Raw genomic sequence first — 20893 nt, forward strand, 5'->3', positions numbered from 1 at the left:
AACCCGCTCCTAGCGCTTCTTGTTCGTCTTGCGGCGGCGGACGATGTACTTGTTGCTCGCCTTCTTCGGCGAACGCGTACGACCTTCCTTCTGACCCCACGGGCTGACCGGGTGGCGACCACCTGAAGTCTTGCCCTCACCACCACCGTGCGGGTGGTCAACGGGGTTCATGGCGACACCGCGGACGGTCGGGCGGACGCCCTTCCAGCGCATACGGCCGGCCTTGCCCCAGTTGATGTTCGACTGCTCGGCGTTGCCGACCTCACCGATGGTGGCGCGGCAGCGGACGTCGACCAGCCGGATCTCTCCGGACGGCATACGAAGGTGGGCCATGGAGCCCTCCTTCGCCAGCAGCTGTACGGAAGTGCCCGCGGAACGGGCGAACTTCGCGCCGCCGCCGGGACGCAGCTCGATGGCGTGGATGGTCGTACCGACCGGGATGTTGCGCAGCGCCAGGTTGTTGCCGGGCTTGATGTCGGCGGACGGGCCGTTCTCGACACGGCTGCCCTGCGCCAGGCCACGCGGCGCGAGAATGTAGCGCTTCTCGCCGTCCGCGTAGTGCAGGAGCGCGATGCGCGCGGTGCGGTTCGGGTCGTACTCGATGTGCGCGACCTTGGCCGGCACGCCGTCCTTGTCGTGACGACGGAAGTCGATCAGACGGAAGGCACGCTTGTGTCCACCACCTTGGTGGCGAACGGTCACACGACCGGCGTTGTTACGGCCGCCCTTGCTGTGCAGGGGGCGGACCAGCGACTTCTCCGGCGTGGACCGCGTGATCTCTACGAAGTCGGCGACGCTGGAGCCACGACGGCCCGGGGTCGTCGGCTTGTACTTGCGGATACCCATTTCTCAGTCCTCGGAATATTCCGGACTTCGATTCGATCCGACTCCCGTTAGGAAGTCGGGCCGCCGAAGATGTCGATACGGTCGCCCTCGGCGAGGGTCACGATGGCGCGCTTGGTGTCCGAGCGCTTGCCGAAACCGGTGCGGGTGCGCTTGCGCTTGCCCTGCCGGTTGATCGTGTTGACCCCGGTGACCTTGACCGAGAAGACCGCCTCGACGGCCTGCTTGATCTGGGTCTTGTTGGAGCCGGGCGCGACGATGAACGTGTACTTGTTCTCGTCGAGCAGCGCGTAGCTCTTCTCGGACACCACGGGCTTGACGAGAACGTCACGCGGGTCCGTGTAGGTCTTGCTGGTGATCTCGGCCATCAGGCTTCGCTCCCCTCGGTGTCGGCAGTCTGTCGCGCAGCCCCGCCGGACACGAAGGACTCGAAGGCGGCCTTGGTGAAGACCACGTCGTCGGAGACAAGCACGTCGTACGTGTTGAGCTGTCCCGGGTCCAGCAGGTGGACCTCGGGGAGGTTGCGCGCGGACAGCCACGCGGCCTCGTCGCTCCGCTCGACGACCAGGAGCACGTGCTTGCGCTCACTGACCTTGCCGAGGAGGGTCTTGGCGGCCTTGGTGGACGCCGCGCCCTCGACCACGTCGGTGACGACGTGGATACGAGCGTTGCGGGCCCGGTCGGAGAGGGCACCGCGCAGGGCGGCGACCTTCATCTTCTTCGGGGTCCGCTGCGAGTAGTCACGCGGGGTGGGGCCGTGTACGACGCCACCGCCGGCGAACTGCGGCGCACGGGTCGAACCCTGACGGGCGCGGCCGGTGCCCTTCTGGCGGTAAGGCTTCTTGCCACCACCACGGACCTCGCCACGGCGCTTGACCTTGTGCGTGCCCTGACGGGCGGCGGCCAGCTGCGCGACGACGACCTGGTGGATCAGCGGGATGCTGACCTTGGCGTCGAAGATCTCGGCCGGGAGCTCTACGGTCCCGGACTTGTCGCCCGAGGGCGACATGATGTCAATGGTGCTGCTCATGTCTTCAGGCCCCCTTCGCCGCGGTGCGGACCAGGACGAGGCCGCCGTTCGGACCAGGAACCGCACCCTTGATCAGGATGAGGCCCTTCTCCGCGTCAACGGCGTGAACGGTCAGGTTCTGAGTGGTGACCCGCTCGTTGCCCATCCGGCCGGCCATCCGCATGCCCTTGAACACGCGGCCCGGGGTGGCACAGCCACCGATGGAGCCGGGAGAGCGGTGCTTGCGCTGGGTTCCGTGACCGGCGCCGAGGCCCTTGAAGTTGTGACGCTTCATGACACCGGCGAAGCCCTTGCCCTTGCTCTTGCCCGTGACGTCCACGCGGACGCCGGACTCGAACACAGCGGCGGTGACCTCCTGGCCGAGCGTGTACTCGGACGCGTCGGAGGTGCGGAGCTCCACCAGGTGGCGGCGGGGGGTCACGTCGGCCTTGGCGAAGTGGCCCTTGAGGGGCTTGTTCACCTTGCGCGGGTCGATCTCGCCGAAGGCGATCTGGACCGACTCGTAGCCGTCGGAGTCATTCGTACGGACCTGGGTAACGACGCAGGGTCCGGCCTTGACCACGGTCACCGGGACGACACGGTTGTTCTCGTCCCAGACCTGGGTCATGCCGAGCTTCTCGCCCAGGACACCCTTGATCTGCTTTGCCATCTCTTCCGCGCCTCTCAGAGCTTGATCTCGATGTCGACGCCGGCCGGAAGGTCCAGGCGCATCAACGAGTCAACGGTCTTGGGCGTCGGGTCGAGAATGTCGATCAGGCGCTTGTGCGTGCGCATCTCGAAGTGCTCGCGCGAGTCCTTGTACTTGTGCGGCGACTTGATGACGCAGTACACGTTCTTCTCAGTGGGCAGCGGCACCGGGCCCGCGACCGACGCACCAGTGCGAGTCACCGTCTCGACGATCTTCTTCGCCGAAGAGTCGATGACCTCGTGGTCGTAGGCCTTGAGCCGGATGCGGATCTTCTGTCCCGCCATGGCTACTCAGTAGTCCTGTTCTCTCGAAACGCTCTGGCCCCGGTTGGGCTGTGCACTCTTCTCTCCGACCCACGCGGTCGGGCGTGTCGCATTCCCTCCACGTAGAAATTCCCGAAGGATTTCCCTGCCAAGGGGTGCGGGCCTGATGACCGCGAGCCGGGGGAGAAACCCCACCGGGTGCCTGGCCGGTACCCCGCTGACACTTCCCAGAAGATTCCCGTACGTCCGCCCCAGCGCTGCCGTGAGAGGCAGATGTGACGACGAGTACTGTGGGACTCGCTTCCGGTCCTCCCGACGGGAGGCGCGCAGCATCGGCACTCAACCGAGCAACCTGTGCAGTGTGCCATATGGGCCGGAGCCCTGGCCAATCGCGGCCGGAGAGCGTACCCCACGGGGTGAGCGACGAATCCTGGGGCTGACGCGAGGCGCGTGTACGACATGTCCGGAACCCCCCATACGGGAGGACACTGGTACATGGAGGTGCATCATGCGCAAAGTAGTCGATTGCCGTGACATGCCGAGCGAGACGAACTGCACCCTCGCCATCACCGGCGAGGAGGACGAGGTCGTCCGCGCCGCGAGCGAACACGCGGCATCGGTGCACGGCCACGAGAACACGGCGGAACTACGGGCCCAGATCCGGTCCAACCTGAAGGACGAGATGCCACAGCACGCGTGACGCGTGCGGCTCAGCGCTGCGGGGTGGGTACGAGGGGGCCTCACCCTCGCGGGTGAATATGCCCAACTGAGCTACGGCCAGGGCGGATTGTCTGCTTACGCTCAGCGGGACAGAAGCCCTGGCATGTGCCAGAGGCACACTCCGCTAACCCCACGGGAACCCGCATGGTCAGCTCGCCGCATGAGGCGATGCATCGCATCTTTCAGGAGCACCCGGGGCTGTTCTCCCGTGTCTCCGAAGTGCTGGGTGTCACCTTCTCCCCGCCCACCTCGGTCACGATCCTGCCGACCGACCTCACCGAGTCCCGACCGGTGGAACGCCGGGTGGACACGCTCCTGCGTCTGGACACCGAGCACGACGAGCCCTTACTTCTCGCTGTCGAGGCACAGGGGAGGAAAGACCTGGACAAGCCCGCCAGTTGGACGTACTACCTGTCGTATCTGCACGCGAAGTACAAAGTTCCGCCGGTACTCCTGGTCGTGTGCCAGGACCGCGCGACGGCGGAGTGGGCGGCTCGCCCGGTGCACATCGGGCCCAAGCAGTGGGCGTCGCTCACGCTGCGCCCACTCGTCGCGGGTCCGCACAACATGCCGCTGATCACGAACGCGGCCGAGGCGCGCAAGGACTTGGCGCTTGCCACCCTTTCGGCGATCACACATGCCGACGATCCGGACATCGATGCCATACTCAAATCGCTGTCCGCCGCGATGCGGGAGGCGCCGGAATCTCTCACCGGCCCGCTCGTTGAACTCACCGCACAGGGCTTGGGCAAGCGCCCAGCCGCACAACAGTGGAGGAATCTGGTGGCCGTGGACCTTTCTTTCTACAAGTCGCCGATCTCGGAGGAAATCCGGGACGAAGGCCGGGACGAAGGGCGCGCTCAGCAAGGCGCCAGGGATGTTCTCCGAGTCCTGGAGGTGCGCGGCATCGCAGTCTCCGGCGAGGCGCGCGACCGCATCAGCGGCTGCGACGACGTTGATCTTCTGGAGCATTGGATGGACCGCGCCATCACGGCCGGCTCCGCCGAGGAGATCTTCGCGGCCGAGTAGCCCCCGCCCGGCACGACGACGCCCCGCGGACACCAAATGTTCCCGAAAATGGGTTGGCGCATTACTTGAGGACGATGGCATTCCGGCTTAACAGGATCGTCTTCACGACGTCAAGGGACCCTATTCGGACAAGGGATCCAGTGACATGGACCGCCACCGGATGCGGCGCATAGTGTCTTGATCGCACGGACCTTGTCCTGGTCGGCAACTCCGACCAGGACAAGGTCATGCGCAGACGCTGAACCGCATACCGGAAAGGCGAGATCGCATCATGGCTGGATCAAAGGACGGCACTTTCGCCGAGAAGATATCCCCCTATCTGCGCCAGAAGATGAACGAGCGCAAAGACGAGGGCGGATTCCCATTCTTGGACCTTCAGTACGCCGTGGACCCGGCGGAAGCCGTCGACAGAACCCACGAAGTCGCCAGACATTATCAGTCCGAGCTCCACACCACCTTCGAGGGCCGAATACTCAAGGGCGTTGAGAAGCTGTACCGCAGGACGCTCCTCGTCGAGCCCACGACGATATGCGCGGCACACTGCCGCTGGTGCATTCGCGGACAGTACGAGACGTCAACCTTATCGAAGGACGACCTCGAGCGGATCGCCCGTTACTGCGGCTCCGCCCCTGAGAATGAAGAAGTGCGGGAAATCCTGGTGACGGGCGGAGACCCGCTGATCCTGGTCGACCGCGTCGAGTTCCTGCTGGACGCGGTCGAGCGGTACGCCCCCCAGGTCGAAGTCGTCCGTCTCGCCACCAGGGTTCCTCTCCAGGATCCCCGTCGGATCGACGAGCGCATGCTGCACGCTCTGCGCCCACGGGCGACGTTCCGGGTGGAGATCGCGACCCATATCAACCACCCTGGCGAGCTTTTCCCCGAAGTACGTGAGGCGTACGCGGCCCTGCAGTCCGCGGGAGCCAGGATCTATGACCAGACGGTGCTTCTGCGCGGGGTGAACGACAATCTCGACACCCTGGTCGAGCTGTACGACGAACTGCGCCACCTCGACATCGAGGCGCACTACCTCTTCCACTGCGTCCCGATACGCGGCATGGACCACCACCGCACCTCGATCGCACAGGGACTTGACCTCTTCCGCCGGCTCGTCTCCTCGGGGATGACCTCCGGGCGGGCCAAACCCCAGTACACCCTGATGACCGACGTCGGAAAAGTCTCCTTGTACGAGGGGACGATCATCGACCGTGACGACGACGGCCGCGTGCTGATCCAGACGGGCTACGCCTACAAGGACCGGCTGAGCTGGGTCCCCAACTGGGCGCTCCCGCCCACCGCCCGCGTGGATGACGACGGCTGTCTCCAGGTCTGGTATCTGGACAGCGACGGCGGAAAGGCCGAGGCGTAATGCCCCGGCTGTGGCTCGGAAACGCCTGCACCGAGCACATGGTCGACCGCATGGACCTCCTCACCGACGAGGACTTCCGCGGCATTCTCTTCGCGATGAAAAGGCTGATCTGGCTGCTGAGGGACGGCGACGCGATCGTCCTTCCCCGCCCGGCCCCGGACGCGTTCCTGCGATACGTCGCCGGCCACACCGGACTTGATACCGGGAGCGTCCACATCATCAGCCCGGACGCCGACCTCCTCACCCATGAGCTGCTCCACAGCAAGGAGGTCCTGGGCCGTCTCCAGGACATCGTCACGCCGGACTGGGAGTTCCGCCCGTACATCTACGACCGGGGGGCGGTGACGTTCGCCCGCGAGCTGGGGCTGCACACGGACAGGGCACGGCCGTTCCTCGGGCAGGGCGGTGCCGAGTTGTTCAACAGCAAGGTGTTCTTCCGGGCCTTCGCGGCAGGGGCGGGGTTCTCCGTCCCCGCCGGCATGCCCTGCCGGACCGTCGGCGACCTCAAGCACATCGTGGGCCAACTGCTGGCGAAAACCGCTTCGGTGATCGTCAAGCGTGACCGGGCCGTGGGCGGACACGGCAACTTCGTCGTCACCACGGACCCGCTTCTCGTCGTGACGGGAGCCCTGTCGAAGACGTACCTCACCGATCCACGGGATCTCGACGCGGTGGTCGCGGCCGCCGGTCTCGCTCGCACTCACGCACCACAGGGCGAGGTGGTGGTGGAGGAGTTCCTCCCCGATTGCCAGTCGGTCTACGTCGAGGTCGTCTGCCCCGAGGACGGCGGCGAACCCTCGATAGTGAACTCCGGCGAGCTTCGAACAGCCGATGATCCCCCCGTCCTGGTGGGGCTTGAAATGCCACTGCAGACAATTCCGGACAGCTCTCGGAAAGAGTTCTTCGCGGAAGCGCTGCGGATGGCTAGGATGATGCGGGACCTCGGCTACACGGGTCTGGCAAGCATTGATGCAGTCATAGCATCATCGGGCGAAATATGGTTCAACGAAGTGAATGCCAGAATGGGTGGCAGCACTCACCTGCACCATATTGCCGAAACACTGGTGGGCCCTGACTGGGCAGACAGTCATACGTTGCTGAGCCGCTTCAACGTACGATCTGCGGACCTTCAGAAGCTTCTGGAGCTGCTGAAGGCCAACGGTCTCGCATGGGACCCGGAGAGCCGACGGGGTGTCGTGATCGCTTCGGACGACACGGAAGTGAGCGGAAACATCGAGTACGTCATTCTGGCGCCCAGCTGGGCGGAAGGGCGCACTTTGGAATCCGGACTGGGGGAAATTCTCGCCGAGAGCGCGCCGCCGCAGGTCTGAAGCCGTTCAACCAACGTACATGGACAGGGGATTCCAGCCGGTGGCCTACCGTGGTCTCGTCAGCAAGAAAATGCTCACCTGGTCGTTCGTTGTCGCGGTGAGCAGACTTCCTGTTGCCATGGCTCCACTGGCTTTCGTGTTCCTGGGCCGGGAAACCTCCGGCGGCTACACCATCGGTGCGGTGATGGCCGCGGTGTACACGGCGGCGGAGGCAGCAGGGGCACCCCTGTTGGGATCCCGGCTCAGGACCAGGGCTTTCCGCCGTGAGATCGCCGCCGGGCTCGTGGTCAGCTCGGCGGCTTTCGCGGCCCTTGCCTTTTTCCCGGGAATCGGGGCGGGCGCGTCCATCGGTCTGGCCGCCGTGGCCGGCGCCGGCTGCGCGGCGGCCCCCGGGGCCTTACGGACCATGGTCTCGGACCTGGTGGGCGAGAAGGACCTGAACTCCGCGCTCAGTCTGGAGTCGTCTCTGAACATGGCGGTCTGGGCAGCCTCGCCGGCCGTGGTCGCGGCCGCTGCCCTGCACTACTCCGCGACACTTCCCTTCTTCGCCGCGGCGGCATTCGCCCTCATGGGCGCGGCCTGCGTGTTCCTCCTTCCGGAGAAGACCGGCAAGCCCGTCGAATCCGGGCATTCGCGCAGCGCGACGCGGCATCTGGTGAGCGTCTGGCCCATCTATATGACCAGCGTGGCGGTCATGTATCTGCTGGCCACCGTCGAACTCAGCCTTCCCGCCCTGCTTGAGCAGAGAGATCACGCCGTCGCGTACAGCGGCCCCCTGCTCACCTGCTTCGCCCTGGCCAGCATTCTCGGCGGGATCGTCTACGGGCTCCGCACCTGGCCGGGCAACCCCGAGAGACAGAGCACCGTCCTGTTGCTCATCACCATTGCCCTGATATCGATCATGGCGCTGTCGTCGGCGGTCCCCGCCATGGCCACGTATCTGCTCCTGGCCGGGTTCGCCCAGGCCATCGTGCTCATCGCCCGGAACCTGTCGCTGAGAAGCGCTCTCCGGGTCGACCTGCACCCTGTCGGGTACTCCATCCTTTACGCGGGCAGCGGCATCGGGTACGGGGTCAGCGCGGCGACGACAGGCGTTCTGCTCGCCTACTTCCGGCCTTCGTACGTGGTGCTGAGCGCCGCGGCCGTCACGCTCCTCCTGACGGCTGTCTCGGTGCTGGGCCGAGGGAGGGCGGAGCAGAAGACGCAGGGTGCGGAGCGGTTCGACTCACCCGACGCCCAGTCCGAAACCGGAAGCGGCTGACGTCCCGCGTGCGGTCCCGCGGACCGGCCGCGTTGGACAGGACACTCCCGCGGACGCAACCTGAATGAGGGGAGTCATCGCCGCTGGAGAAGAGGTCTTCATGACTGACGTTCCTCTCGCCCACCCGGAAAAGGCGACAGCGGCGCCCGGCGGGCAAGGGCAAACGCTCCTGATTCTCGCGGCGGACCACAGAAACAGTCTGGAGACGGGTCTCTACGGGATCACCGCGCCGCCCACCCCGGCGCAGGAGGCCCGGATCTGCGCCGACAAGCTGCTGATCTATCAGGCGCTGCTGGACGCCGCGGAGAAACTGCCGGCCGGCGCGCAGCCCGGAATTCTCATCGATGAGCAGTACGGCGCCGACGTCGTCGAACTCGCGGCGCGTTCGGGCGGCGCGGTGGATCTGGCGGTGCCGATCGAGGCCAGCGGCAGCGACTGGTTCGAGTTCGCCTATGGCGACCAGTGGCGGCGCCACGCGGAATACTTTCCCGCCGACTACGCCAAGGTCCTCGTGCGTGACAATCCGGGGTTCGACCCGGGCCACCGGGCGCGGCAGGCCAAGGATCTGGCCGAGGTCTCCTCGTGGGCCGCGGACACCGGCCGGCCGCTGATCCTGGAACTCCTCGTCCCGGCGGGCGACTCCGACAAGCAGGCCGTCGGCAACGACACGGCACGTTACGACGCCGAACTCCGGCCCGGCCTCACGGTCGCGGTGATGGAGTACCTGCAGGACCACGGTGTGGAGCCCGCGATCTGGAAGATCGAAGGACTCGAACGCCACGAGGACACCGTGGCCGTGCTGGCCGCCGCCCGACGCGACGCGCGGACAGCCAACTGCATCGTGCTCGGGCGCCACGCGACGCACAGCCAGCTCGACCACTGGCTGAAGGTCGCGGCACCCGTCCCCGGCTTCGTGGGGTTCGCGATCGGCCGCAGCATCTGGTGGGACGCGCTGCACTCGCACCTGTACCACCACTCCACCGACGGCGAGACCCGTGGCCGGATCACCGGCCAGTACCTCGACTTCGCGCGCTACTACCTGAGGGCACGCGACGGCGAGCTCGCCCCCGCCTGGGCGCAAGCCCCGCGCACGCAGCGGTGAAGAGGTTGCCTCCACGCGCCGGACACATAGAGCGCTCAATCAACTACCTTGAGTGACCCGGCGGATCGCATCACGCGCGGTCCGCTCCACGAGGGGAACTCACCATGATGCGACGACGTATGGCCCTGGCCCTGGGCGCGCTGGCGGCCGGTATGACCCTGGCAGTCGGGGTGTCCGGATCGGCGTACGCGGCGGAGGGCGTCCTGATCGTCAACGGCAACGAGCACAAGGACCCGAGCGGCTGCTACACCATCGACCGGTACCCGTCGTCGGTGACCAACCACACCGACGCCATCGCCGAGGTCCACTCCGGCCCGAACTGCACCGGCCAGGTCGAGTGGCTGGTCTACCCGGGCGAGACGTACCACACGGAGATGGCCCAGAGCGTGTTCGTCCTCTGAGCCCACCGGTCGGACCGACGGCACCGGCGCCGCGTGCCCGGACCGGGTGAGCACCTTACGGCTCCGGACCTCAGTGCTGGATCAGCCCGCCGACCGTGACGGGAGCGACGTGACCGGTCGCCGGAAGGGTCTGTGCCAGGGCCAGGCCGATGTCGACCAGCGACGACCGGCGCAGGCGGGCGACGTCGGGAAGCGGAGTCCAGACCGACTCGGCGATCTCGCCGTTGGGCTCGGGCCGGAGCCGGCCGCCTGTGATGCGGACCTGGTAGAAGATGCCCACATTCTGGTGTGCCGGCCCGCCGGGGACGGTGCGTTCGGCGGCGGGAACGACCCTTGAGTCCACGCCCAGCAGGCGTTCGACCACCGCGTCGCAGCCGGTCTCCTCGGCGACCTCCCGGATCACCGCGTCGTACGGATCCTCCGCGTGCTCGACCCCGCCGCCCGGAAGGGTCCAGGTGGCCTCACCCCGCGGTGGTACGTGACAGCCGAGCAGCACCCGCCCGTCCTCGACACACACGGCATACGCCGCCAACCGGAAACTCATCCCGCCATCTCCCCACCGAACGTTGTCTCTTGCAAGTCCGACCGGGTCGCGGAGGACCACGACCCGGTGAGCCGCGTCGTGGTCGGCCACGACGCGGTGGCCCGCGACGTAAAGAACTCCCAATGACTTGAAGAGCAGAAGACCCCTCCCAACCCCACCAGCCTCCCGTCACCCGCACGGGTGAACTCGATCAACTGGGCTGGATTTCGTACGGGTTGGCGGGCATATGCTCGCGGCGACAGCTCAACCACAGACAACGGCCCCCGGCCGGGACTGGCATCCCGAACGAGGGCCTCACCACCAAGGAAGTAGCGCTTCCCGATGGATGTTCAGCACCTTAGCGCGCCCTCGCGCGCCACGTCCGGAGTTCCCCGGCCCGTCGCCCGATCCGGTGTCACGCACGCCAACACCCGCCTCACCAAGCGCTACACGGTTATCGGCAATCACCTCGCGCAGCACCGTGAGCTGACCCTCGTCGCGATCGGGCTCGCCGTTCACATCCAGTCGCTGCCCGCCGGGGCCCGGATCGGCATCAAGTGCCTGACAGCCCGGTTCCCGGAGAGCGAGGCGCGTATCGCCGCCGCGCTGCGGGAGTTGGAGGCTGCGGGCTATCTGGAGCGGACGCGCGAGCGGCTCCCGAGCGGGCGGATCGTCACGCATACGGTGTCGTACAACCAGCCGGGGGTACGGAGGGCGGTACGGGTCCCCGTACCGAAGCCGGAGCCCGTACGCGTACCCGCGCCCGCGCCCGCGCCGGAGCCCGTACGCGTACCGGAGCCCGCGCCCAAGCCGAAGCCCGCGCCCGCGAAACTCGCGCCGCCGCCCCTCCCGCAGCCCCTCTCCCCCGACCCGGACCGCCACCGCGCCGCCGTCGATCTGCTCGCGGGGCTCCGGTGTCACGACCCGCGCCTCCTGCTCGCCGAGCGTGACGTACAGCGCCTCGCACCCGGCGTCGCCACCTGGCTGGAGCGCGGCGCGGCGCCCGACTCCGTACGACGCGCCCTGACCGCGAACCTCCCGGGAGACCCCCGCCACCCGGCCGCCCTGCTGGCCCATCGCCTCGGCGCACTGCTCCCGCCACCGCTGCCGCCCACGCCCGCCGTCGTGCGCCCGCACCCGTTCCAGACCTGCGACCAGTGCGAACGCGCCTTCCGCGCCCCGGAACCGGGGTGTTGCCGCGACTGCGGCGCGGGCGCCGTCACGGTGTTCCGCCCCCGGTCGGCGCGGTGATGTACCCGCCCGGCTCAGCGCCTCACCCGGACTCCGAGTCCAGCCAGGGCCTGCGCCCGGGCCCGGTCGGGTGGGTGCCGGTGGTGCTCATGACCACGGAGTAGAGGCTGGTCTCCGCCGTGATGAAGAGGCGGTTGCGCTTGGGGCCGCCCCAGGCGATGTTGGCCACCGCCTCCGGGATGTCGAGGCGCCCGATCAGCGTGCCGTCGGGGTCGTAGCAGTGCACTCCGTCGTCCATCGCGGCCGCCCAGAGCCGGCCGGCGTCGTCGAAGCGGAGGTTGTCGAAGCGGGCCTGCTCGCGGGCCGCGGCCTCGGCGAAGATCTCGCCGTCCGACAGCGTGCCGTCATCGCGTACGTCGAAGACCCGGATGAGGCCGGCCCGGGTGTCGGAGACGAAGAGCCGCCGTTCGTCGGCCGAGAAGACGAGGCCGTTCGGGGCGCCGAAGCAGTCGGCGACGAGGCGCACTTCGCCGGTGGCGGGGTCGATGCGGTAGACGTTGTTGGAGTTGATCTCGCTCTGCGCGCGGTAGCCCTCGTAGTCGCTGGTGATGCCGAAGTCCGGGTCGGAGAACCAGATCGAGCCGTCGGACTTGACCGCCGCGTCGTTCGGGCTGTTCAGGCGCTTGCCCTGCCAGCGGTCGGCGAGCACCGTGACCGTGCCGTCGTGTTCGGTACGTGTCACCCGGCGGTTGCCCTGCTCGCAGGTGACCAGTCGGCCCTGGCGGTCGAGGGTGTTGCCGTTCGTGTGCCCGGCGGAGCGGCGGAAGACGCCGACGGCGCCGGTCTCCTCGTCCCAGCGCAGCATCCGGTCGTTGGGGATGTCGCTCCAGATGAGCTGGCGCCAGGCGGGCAGGTAGATCGGCCCCTCGGCCCAGCGGCAGCCGGTGTACAGGACCTCCGGGCCGTCGTCGCCGTTCATGCACCGGCCGGTGCGGAACCGGTCGTCGAGCATCTCGTACAGCGGGCGTTCGCCGGTCATGCGGATCCTTCCCATTCCAGACAGTCACGATACCGAATGAACTTCGGCATGGATGGAATAGTGCAGGATGCAGTACGGTCAGTACAAGATTGGGCCGAATGGAGAATCGTGGATCGTATCGATCGCGCCCTGCTGGAACAGCTCCAGCTGGACGCCACCCAGTCCTACGCCGCGCTGGGCCAGGCCGTGGGCCTCTCAGCCGGCGCGGCTCACGAACGCGTACGGAAGCTGCGGGAACGCGGCGCGATCCGGCGTACCACCGTCGAGGTGGACCCGGCGGCGGTGGGCAGCGGCGTCCTGGCCTATGTGATGGTCAACTCGGCCTCATGGATGGGTGATTCGGCGGAGGGCTTCGCCGCGCTCCCCGAGATCCTGGAGGCGCACGTCATCGCCGGCAGCGCGTCGGTCCTGGTGAAGATCAGGACCGGGACCACCGAGCAGCTGCAGGACGTGCTGCGCCGGATCTACGCGATCGACGGGGTCAGCGGGACGCAGGCCACGGTGGTGCTGGAGACCTTCTTCGAGCGGCCCGTCTCCCCACGTGTCGCCGATCAGGACTGAACTCCCTCGACCTCGGCCGGTGTTGCCCGCGACCGTGCTCCGTCCCGGCCGCCCGTCAGGAAGGCGCTCGGGACCAGAGCGAGCACCGTGATGGACAGCGCCCACCAGAAGGACGTCCCGAACGCGTCCGCGGCGCGGAGGCCGTCTCCCGAGGCCCCCGAGGCCTGTTGGAGGACCACGGCCAGCACCGCCGTACCGACGGAGGCGCCGATTCGCTGCAGGATCGTGAACGCGCTCGTCGCCTGCGGGAGCGCCGTCGCCGCCATGCCGGTGTACGCGGCCGTCATCGTCGGCAGCATCGAGGCTCCGAACCCGAAGCCGCGTACGACCATCGCCGCGCCGAGCAGCAGGGGCGCGGGGCCACCGCCGTCACCGGACCCCGCGCCTGCGCCTGCACCCGCGCCCAGCAGGGCGAAGGGGACCGTGCCGAGCACCGCGAGCGGTATCGCGATCAAGGTGAGCCGCCGGGCGCCGATACGGGCCGTCAGCGGCGCGACCACCGCCACGGCGAGCAGATAGCCGATGCTCTGCGGAAGCAGCAGCAGCGCGGAACGCAGGACACTCTCGCCCCGTACGACCTGGAAGTAGAGCGGCAGCGGAATCATCGCGCCGAACATGGCCGCGCTGAGCAGCACCCCGGCCACCGCCCCCGAGGCGAAGTCGCGGTCCCGGAACAGCCTCAGGTCCAGCATCGGCGCCGTACGGGTCCGCAGCGCGTGCACGCAGAACGCGCCCAGGAGCACCACACCCACGACGAGGCCGCCGATCACCCGCCCGCCCGCGAAACCCCCGTCGGAGCCGGCCTCCGACAGGCCGTACAGCAGCGCCGCCAGGCCGGGCGGGAGCAGCAGCAGGCCCACCACGTCGAGCTTCGGCGAGGAGGGGGCCATGACGTTGTCGACCCGTGCGGCGATCAGCAGCACGGTGAGCAGGCCGAGCGGCACGTTGATGAAAAAGATCCAGCGCCAGTCGAGACGGTCGATGAGTACGCCTCCGAGGCTGGGCCCGACGACCGGGGCCAGCAGCATCGGTACGGACAGGACGGCCATCAGTCTGCCGAGCCGTTTCGGCCCGGCGGCCTGGGCCACCAGCGCCTGGCCGACGGTGACGGCCAGTCCCCCGCCGATGCCCTGCACGATCCGGAACACGATCAGGCTCTCCGCCGACCAGGCGAGGCCCGACAGCAACGACCCGACGGTGAAGACCAGTTGGGCGAAGATCAGCACCTGTTTCGCACCGAAGCGCTCCGCCGCCCAGCCGCTGAGCGGAATCGCGCCGCAGAGAGCGAGCAGATAGCCGGTCACCACCCACTGCACGGTGGCCAGGGGCGCGTCGAAGGCGGTGCCGAGCGTGCCGACGGCGATGTTGACGATCGTGGCGTCGAGCAGGGAGGCGAAGCCGCCCAGCGCCATGATTCCGCCGAGCTGCCACAGTCGGCGGTCGATACGGCTGTCGTCCGTGGCAGCGCCCGCCTCTATGCCCGCTTTTGCTTCCGTGTCCATCCGCGCCCCCCTGCCCCCGCAGGGCCGCGCCATGGAGGGGCAGCCCTGATCACCAACCGAACAGGGTTCAGACTTTCACAACACTTGTTGTTTTAACAACAGTTGTTGATTAGATCGGCTGCGGCGGTGGGGTCGAGCGCCGTATCCCGCCCCAGGCCGCCGCCGCGGCCTCCTCGGCGGGCAGCACCTCGGGCCGCGTCAGCCAGTGCGTGATCAGGCCGACGAGCGCGCCGGCGGAGTAGTGCGCGCGCATCGTGATCGCGGGGTCGTCATGCCGTCCGGTGCCCGCCGCCTCCATCTGCCTGGCCACCTCGTCGGCGAACAACTGCCGCAGCCGGTTGGCGAACCGGGCGGACCCGCACGGCCCGAGCAGGCGCCGGTAGAGCGTGGCGTGGGTCTCGATGTGCCGGAACACGTCGGTCAGCGCGGCCGGCATCTCGCGCGGCGGGAGTACCAGCGGGCAGGCCGCCGCCACCCGGACCAGCCCGGTCAGCTCGTCCTCCATCGCGTCGAGCAACAGCTCCTCGCGGTCGCGGTAGTGCTGGTACACCGTCGCGCGGTTCACGGTCGCCCGCTCGGCGATGTGCGCCAGGGTGATCGTGTCGGGCTCGTGCTCGGCGGCCAGCTCCAGTGCCGCGGCCTTCAGCAGCGCACGGGTACGCAGCACCCGGGGGTCGACGCGGTGGGTACTGGTGGTGCCGGTACTGGTACTGGTGTCTGCGGGCAGCTCGGGCATCCCTTCAGCGTACGTCCGCGTGGCGTCAGCTCAGAGTCGGTACGTCGCCGCCCCGCGCCCACGCGACATCCACGTCGCGCAGACCACGGCCCCACGGGCCCACGATCCCGGCGAGCGCGGCGGCGTCCGGCGGGTCGGCGCCGAGGCCGATCGCGTACCGAAGCGCGCCCCCATCCGTCGCGTACGGGCGCGGCCACGCGTGCGCGTCCCGCACCCCAGCCGCTTCGAGCGCGGTGAGGAGCGCGCGTACGCGGCCGCGGAACCGCCCCAGGGTGTCGGGGCGCCGCGTGTCCACCGTCACCACCGCCCAGGCGGCGTGCCTGCGGTGCAGCGGCGGGGGCGCGGAGAGTGCGGTGCGCGCGCCGCCTGCCTCCAGGAGTTCCCAGGCCCGGTACAGCTCCTGGACCAGCAGGTCACGGTGGCCGGGGCCGACCTGTTCGGTACAGCTGCGGATCGGGGCGGTCGGGGTCAGGACGGCGAGCGGGGCGGTAACTCCCCTACTGGGAGGGCCCGTTGTGAGACCGACGGGTACGCGCCAGTCCCAGGCCGCCCAGGTCCCGAAGAAGTGCCCGAGCAGATCGTCACCCACGAGGCTCCCGGCTTCGCGCGTCGTGCGCGCCGCCAGCACGGCCCAGGCCAGGCCGGGCAGCCCGCCGAAGGGAGCGGAGTCCAGCCCGCGCGCCCCGGCCCAGGTCCTCACCTCCCTCGCCAGCCGGGCGAAGGCGTCGTGGCGGTCGCCGACCGCGTCTCGTACGGCTGCCGCGTCGCTCACGGCGCTCAGCGCGACGGCCGCCGCCTCGCCCAGGTCGGCGCGACGGTCCACGGCCTCGGCCGGGTCAACGCCTCCGGCCGCGACCACCGCCAGGTCGACGCCCAACTCCCCCGCCACCAGCCGGAGTCCGGGCACCCGCGCCCCGACCACCTCCCGTACGGGAGACGCATCGTCCGGGGCCGGGAGGGCGGCGGTCACCCGTCGCCGTATCTCGTCCATGTCCACCGCCGCGCCCGGCAGCGCCGCCACCAGGTCCAGGTCCGCCCCGGCGGACGCGCAGCCCATGCGGCGGGAGCCCACGACATGCACGACGCCCTCGCCCAGCGTGCGGGCGAGCAGCCGCACGGTCTCGTCGGCGCGGGCGGCGTCGGCGGCATTGGCGGCCGACAAGCTCACGCTCGGCTCCCCTTCGGGCAGCCAGCAGACCTCACCCGTCCCGAGCGCGACCGTCGCCCGTACGCGCATCGGCTCGTCACCCCTGCGCGACAGCAGCGCCAACTCACCCACGGACGACGACACTTCGCCGAGCCGGGCCTCGATCCCCGTCGCGACCCGCTGCGGGTCGCGGCTCCGCCCCAGCGTCAGATGTGGCGTGAAGCCCTCGGCCCGCCGCCCACCGCAGCGCGGGAACCGCCGCTCCAGCGCCCGCCGAAGCTCCGCCCACCCCGCGCCGCCACCGGCAGAGCCGTTCGCCGCCGGGTCGAGCCAGAGCGTGGCGTCCTCGCGGTGCCCGAAGGTGTGCACACCGGCCAGCCGCGCCGTGAAGGGCGCCGTCCCGGCGGCGGCAGCGGCGACCAGCGGGGCCGCGCGCTCGAAGTCGGACTCCGGGACGAAGCCGAAGAGCAGGTTCACATGCGGCGGCCAGCGGTCGACCTGCGGATCGTGCTCGCGCCGTACGGCCTGGAGGGGACCCCACAGCTCGTGGGGCGGTAGCCAGGCGACGGCCGTACGGGCGGTGGCGGCCACGTCGAGGACGTCCGCGTGCGAACTCCCCTCCACCGCACCGAGATCGACCTCCGCCTCCACCCCGTAGTGGTCGGAGATGTAGAGCCCGCCCGCGTCCGGTGTATCGCCACGCAGCGCGGCCCCGGCCACCACCCCGCTCCCCCGCAGCAGCACCCGGTCCAGCCGCGCGGCACGGCCCGACAGCGAGGCCACCGCCGCCAGCGGATTGGTGACCGGATCGAACGTGGGCGTGCGGTCCTCGCAGCCGTACACCTCGCTCCACGCGTCACGCAGCCCGAGCGCGGCGGCCGGTCCGCCGTCCCCACCGGCGCCGTCGTTGAAGTCGCCCAGCAGGATCAGATCGGCGTCGATACCGCCCAACCCCTCGGCGAGGGCGGCCAGTTCGTTACGGCGCCGGGCCGCGCCGTCCTTGGAGTGGTCGCTGCTCAGGTGGGTGGCGGCCACGACGAGCGGCCCTGCGGCGGTCTCCACGGTGAACGCGGTGACGGCCTTGTGCGAGCCGAGCACATGGTGCCCCGCCTCGCGTACGGGCAAGCGGCTGAGGAGCAGCAGCCCGTTGTCGTCCACGTCGCGCCCGCGCGGGTCGCTGCCGACGGTGTAACTCGCCTGCACCCAGGGCGCGTTCAGCAGCATCGCGAGCAGGTCGAGTTCGACCTCCTGGAGCGCAATGACGTCGGCGTCCGACTCCTCCAGGGCGGCGAGCAGCAGGGGGCGCCGCGCGGCGGTGTGGACGCGGTCGCTGTCGTAGCGGTCCCAGAGTGTGTTCCAGGTCAGGACGCGCAGCGAGCCGACGGGTGAAGGCGACGGCCCGCCCTGCGCCGGGCGCCAGCCTTCGGAGCCGTACACATAAGGAGTACCCGCGGTGAAGAACGGCGCCCGCAGCAGCCGTGGTTGGCGTACCCGCCCCGCGTCCGTCGTGTCGATGCGGTCGACGCCCGTGGCGCGGTCCCAGACCACCTCGCCGTCGGCCTCCACGAACAGCACGCGGTGCCACGGGATGTCGCCGCCGGGCACGAACGCGGGCAGCGGGATCCGCCCGGGGCTCGTGCCGCGCCGGCTGACGCCGAGGACGAAGCGCGCGGGATCGAAGCGCGGGTCCCAACGCACCTGGTGGTACAGCTGATCGCTGGTCCGCATCAGTCCTCCCCTTCCCCTTCCCCTTCGACGCTGTCCCTGTCCTCGATGTCGCCGCCCGCCCCGACGTACCACGTACGGTGCGCGTCCCCCGGATACGGCGGTACGAAGCGGTGCAGCTGTCCCGCGAGTACGTCGGGCGGCACCGGGTGCGGCCGTACGCCGTTGCGCCTGACCAGCTCCGCCTCGTCCACGAGCAGTACGGCGTGCGTGACGAGCGCGTCGCGCCGGCGCGCCAACGTCCCTACGAGCGAGCGCTGTTGCCGGTTGAGCGAGGTGGCGTCCCACACGACCGTGCCGCCTTCGGCAAGCGCGCGGTCGAGCCGATCGAGGCCGTCCCGCAGGACATCGCCGTTGTCCCGCTGATCAGCACGCGCGCCGCGTGCCTCCCGCAGCTCGTCGAGCGAGACCCGCGTCCCGACCCCGGTCAGTCCTCCTACGAAGGTGCTCTTCCCGCTCCCCGAAGGACCGACGAGATGGATCAGCCGCGGAAAGTCCCCGGACCGCCACCGCCAGGTCGCGGCGACCGCCTCCTCCACCGTACTAAGACGCCCCTCGACCCAGGCGTCACGGGCCTGAGCCCAACAGCGTGCAATCACATCCGCTTCGAGCCCGTCGAGGGCGGTACGCAACCCCTCCCGCAGCGCCCGCAACGGCTCTCGGCCCAGCAGCCCGGCCTCCTCGGCGATCAGCGCGGACCACTCGACCTGCTCCCGCGACGCCTCGTCCGCCACCGCGCCGGCGACGGCGTGCAGCACCCCCAGGTCGGCGGCGACGGCCATCCGCGCGAGCCCGGCACGGCGTGCCTCGTCGGGGAACGGCCGGTGCAACCCCGCGTACAGACCCACCAGGTCGGCGACGCGCCGGGCCTGCGCCATCCCGAGCGGCGCGACGAGCGCACCCGCGAGCCGGCCGCGCGGCACGTCGTGGCAGAGCGCCGCGAGAACCCCGCCCAGCCGGTCGTCCCCGGTACGCCCGGCGGCGTCGAGCCGCCCCACGACCTCCCGGGCCGCGTCCTCGTCCCCCGCCACCCCCACGGCGCGCGCCACGGCCCCGGCATCCACGGGACCCCCCGACCGCACGTCCCACAACGCGGCACGCGCCCCGAGCCCGTTCTCCACGACGGCGGCGTGCATCCAGTGCGTATCGGTCTGTACGTGGTGCGGCCGCACCCACTTGGCGAGCCGGCGCCCGAACTCCTCACGTACGAAGCCCTCGACGGTCCGTACGACGTACCCCTCCTGCCGCGCGGGGTCCAACTTCAGCCCCCGCAGGGCCCGTTCGTCGAAGACACCGCGCCACAGCACACGCGGCGCGGGAATCCCCAGCCCCCGGAGCACCCGCACGGTCTCGTCCCACCCGAGACACCACTCGCCGTCCCAGACGGAGAAGCCGTAGAACCAGCTCTCCAACTCCTCGTACGCGATCGAGTGCCGCGCGTACAGGTTCTCCCCGCACACCCGCATCCCACCCGGGATCCTCGCCCCAACCCGCCCCTGCAACGCCTTGACCCAGCCCCGCGACGGATGATGCCCGGAATCCAACGACCGGGCGTGCAGCCCGTCGCCGTACAGGGTGGTGTTCTCCCCGTCCATCTTCTCGGTGACGACAACTTCCCGCCCCCGCAACCCGTCCAGATCCCCGCCCCGCACATCGTCGGAGCCAACCCCGGGCGACCAGGGCACATGCACGGTCCGCGGATACGCCGTACGCATGCCCCACACTCCCCCGCCGCCCCACAACAACTGCCTCGGCAACCCTAGGAGCTGTCCGAACCCCACTCCACCGAATAACGGGGCCCTCGCCGGCGCGCGTCACGCCCGCCGGCGTTCGGAACCAACAGAAGCGTCGAAGAAATCCTCGACGAAATCACGCTGACATGTTCGTCAGCTCCGGTGGAGTGACGGACACATTGATGATCTGCGCGATCGCTTCCAAGTTCCAAGGACCGGCAATCGCGACCCACGCCATCTCGCATTCCAGGTCGGCCTCACCCCCCTTGCCTTCCCAGCCCCGAAGCGCATGGATGCGCGCCTCGGCCGGCCAGTCGGACCGTGGTGCGGGCAGCACCGAGACCTGGATGCCATCGATAAAGGATGGTCCTGTCTCCTGGAAATCCTCCATGCGGAGGTAGCGGATCCGAGCAAGGTGCAGCCACACCGGCGTATACGGCTCGTCCTCTCCCACGAGACCGACCGTCAGGTCCCCCTCATACGACGGCGCATCCATCTGGCACACCACTGTGTGAACAGAGTGACCGGCCCATCCAGCAGTGATACGTGAAATCACCTGAATCTTCCGGGCGAACGAACTGCACGCATCGCCTTCATCGAACACATTCAAGTATGTGGACCCATCTCAGTCGTTTCACTTCTCACGGACCCTGGACACAGAAGTGGGGGCCGCCCCCCCGGCCGGGGGGGGGGGCCCGGGAT

General features: G+C 69.3%; 21 protein-coding genes. 9 read left to right on the forward strand and 12 right to left on the reverse strand.

The genetic code is table 11. The features are described 5' to 3' along the window. Positions 1–9: 9 nt before the first annotated feature. Genes rplB through rpsJ form a run of 5 tightly spaced genes read right to left on the reverse strand, consistent with a single transcriptional unit; the run spans position 10 to position 2845 of the window. Positions 10–846 carry a 50S ribosomal protein L2 gene (rplB, locus tag ACFT9I_RS07500; protein WP_329383126.1) on the reverse strand — a complete coding sequence of 279 codons (837 nt, stop codon included), beginning with the start codon at positions 844–846 and terminating at the stop codon, positions 10–12. A 47-nt stretch (positions 847–893) separates the two neighbouring features. Beyond that, entirely contained in the window at positions 894–1211 is a 318-nt protein-coding gene (rplW, locus tag ACFT9I_RS07505) for a 50S ribosomal protein L23 (protein ID WP_382561750.1), read from the reverse strand. Continuing rightward, entirely contained in the window at positions 1211–1873 is a 663-nt protein-coding gene (gene rplD / locus ACFT9I_RS07510) for a 50S ribosomal protein L4 (protein WP_382561752.1), read from the reverse strand. The genes rplW and rplD overlap by 1 nt, the downstream gene beginning before the upstream one ends. Before the next feature lie 4 nt (positions 1874–1877). Continuing rightward, positions 1878–2522: a 50S ribosomal protein L3 gene (gene rplC / locus ACFT9I_RS07515; RefSeq protein WP_354607261.1), complete on the reverse strand. Its 645-nt coding sequence runs from the start codon at positions 2520–2522 to the stop codon at positions 1878–1880. 14 nt (positions 2523–2536) lie between these two features. Beyond that, positions 2537–2845, reverse strand: a complete 309-nt coding sequence (gene rpsJ, locus ACFT9I_RS07520; protein ID WP_003948644.1) for a 30S ribosomal protein S10 — start codon at positions 2843–2845, stop codon at positions 2537–2539. Positions 2846–3332: 487 nt separating this feature from the next. Here rpsJ and ACFT9I_RS07525 point away from each other — a divergent pair, with 487 nt between their 5' ends. The 7 genes from ACFT9I_RS07525 to ACFT9I_RS07555 all read left to right on the forward strand — a co-directional run bounded on the left by ACFT9I_RS07525 (position 3333) and on the right by ACFT9I_RS07555 (position 10034). Continuing rightward, complete coding sequence (locus ACFT9I_RS07525; protein ID WP_078079541.1) at positions 3333–3524, forward strand: DUF1059 domain-containing protein; 192 nt, start codon at positions 3333–3335, stop codon at positions 3522–3524. A 164-nt stretch (positions 3525–3688) separates the two neighbouring features. Then, entirely contained in the window at positions 3689–4573 is an 885-nt protein-coding gene (locus ACFT9I_RS07530; protein ID WP_382561755.1) for a hypothetical protein, read from the forward strand. A 271-nt stretch (positions 4574–4844) separates the two neighbouring features. Beyond that, complete coding sequence (locus ACFT9I_RS07535) at positions 4845–5939, forward strand: radical SAM protein (protein ID WP_382561757.1); 1095 nt, start codon at positions 4845–4847, stop codon at positions 5937–5939. Positions 5940–5989: 50 nt separating this feature from the next. Next, positions 5990–7270: a peptide ligase PGM1-related protein gene (locus ACFT9I_RS07540; RefSeq protein WP_382561760.1), complete on the forward strand. Its 1281-nt coding sequence runs from the start codon at positions 5990–5992 to the stop codon at positions 7268–7270. Between the two features lie 70 nt (positions 7271–7340). Next, positions 7341–8531 carry an MFS transporter gene (locus ACFT9I_RS07545; RefSeq protein WP_382561966.1) on the forward strand — a complete coding sequence of 397 codons (1191 nt, stop codon included), beginning with the start codon at positions 7341–7343 and terminating at the stop codon, positions 8529–8531. Positions 8532–8631: 100 nt separating this feature from the next. Further along, on the forward strand, positions 8632–9633 hold the full coding sequence (locus tag ACFT9I_RS07550) for a 2-deoxy-5-keto-D-gluconate 6-phosphate aldolase domain-containing protein (RefSeq protein WP_382561761.1): 1002 nt from the start codon (positions 8632–8634) through the stop codon (positions 9631–9633). A 104-nt stretch (positions 9634–9737) separates the two neighbouring features. After that, positions 9738–10034 (forward strand): hypothetical protein, encoded by a 297-nt coding sequence (locus ACFT9I_RS07555; protein WP_382561763.1) that lies wholly within the window; start codon positions 9738–9740, stop codon positions 10032–10034. Positions 10035–10104: 70 nt separating this feature from the next. Here ACFT9I_RS07555 and ACFT9I_RS07560 read toward each other — a convergent pair whose 3' ends face one another. Continuing rightward, positions 10105–10578 carry an NUDIX hydrolase gene (locus tag ACFT9I_RS07560; protein WP_382561765.1) on the reverse strand — a complete coding sequence of 158 codons (474 nt, stop codon included), beginning with the start codon at positions 10576–10578 and terminating at the stop codon, positions 10105–10107. 321 nt (positions 10579–10899) lie between these two features. On the opposite strand from ACFT9I_RS07560, the gene ACFT9I_RS07565 reads away from it, so the two are divergent. Continuing rightward, a complete protein-coding gene (locus ACFT9I_RS07565; RefSeq protein ID WP_382561766.1) occupies positions 10900–11808 on the forward strand; it encodes a helix-turn-helix domain-containing protein in 909 nt (302 codons plus the stop codon). Positions 11809–11830: 22 nt separating this feature from the next. On the opposite strand, the gene ACFT9I_RS07570 is transcribed toward ACFT9I_RS07565, so the two are convergent. Further along, positions 11831–12787 (reverse strand): SMP-30/gluconolactonase/LRE family protein, encoded by a 957-nt coding sequence (locus ACFT9I_RS07570; protein ID WP_382561768.1) that lies wholly within the window; start codon positions 12785–12787, stop codon positions 11831–11833. A gap of 108 nt (positions 12788–12895) precedes the next feature. On the opposite strand from ACFT9I_RS07570, the gene ACFT9I_RS07575 reads away from it, so the two are divergent. Beyond that, the gene (locus ACFT9I_RS07575) at positions 12896–13348 is read left to right on the forward strand and encodes an Lrp/AsnC family transcriptional regulator (protein ID WP_382561770.1); all 453 of its coding nucleotides are present in this window, start codon (positions 12896–12898) and stop codon (positions 13346–13348) included. On the opposite strand, the gene ACFT9I_RS07580 is transcribed toward ACFT9I_RS07575, so the two are convergent. The 5 genes from ACFT9I_RS07580 to ACFT9I_RS07600 all read right to left on the reverse strand — a co-directional run bounded on the left by ACFT9I_RS07580 (position 13339) and on the right by ACFT9I_RS07600 (position 20801). Continuing rightward, complete coding sequence (locus ACFT9I_RS07580) at positions 13339–14850, reverse strand: DHA2 family efflux MFS transporter permease subunit (RefSeq protein ID WP_382561773.1); 1512 nt, start codon at positions 14848–14850, stop codon at positions 13339–13341. The genes ACFT9I_RS07575 and ACFT9I_RS07580 overlap by 10 nt on opposite strands. A gap of 109 nt (positions 14851–14959) precedes the next feature. Beyond that, positions 14960–15586: a TetR/AcrR family transcriptional regulator gene (locus ACFT9I_RS07585; protein WP_382561774.1), complete on the reverse strand. Its 627-nt coding sequence runs from the start codon at positions 15584–15586 to the stop codon at positions 14960–14962. Between the two features lie 25 nt (positions 15587–15611). Next, positions 15612–18461: a poly(A) polymerase gene (locus ACFT9I_RS07590; RefSeq protein WP_382561776.1), complete on the reverse strand. Its 2850-nt coding sequence runs from the start codon at positions 18459–18461 to the stop codon at positions 15612–15614. Continuing rightward, positions 18461–20173 carry an RNA ligase family protein gene (locus ACFT9I_RS07595; RefSeq protein ID WP_382561778.1) on the reverse strand — a complete coding sequence of 571 codons (1713 nt, stop codon included), beginning with the start codon at positions 20171–20173 and terminating at the stop codon, positions 18461–18463. Before ACFT9I_RS07595 ends, ACFT9I_RS07590 begins: the two co-directional genes overlap by 1 nt. A 154-nt stretch (positions 20174–20327) precedes the next feature. Continuing rightward, on the reverse strand, positions 20328–20801 hold the full coding sequence (locus ACFT9I_RS07600) for a hypothetical protein (protein ID WP_382561780.1): 474 nt from the start codon (positions 20799–20801) through the stop codon (positions 20328–20330). Positions 20802–20893: the final 92 nt, after the last annotated feature.

Origin of the sequence: Streptomyces sp. NPDC057137, from assembly GCF_042670825.1 — a bacterium.
Taxonomy (GTDB): domain Bacteria; phylum Actinomycetota; class Actinomycetes; order Streptomycetales; family Streptomycetaceae; genus Streptomyces.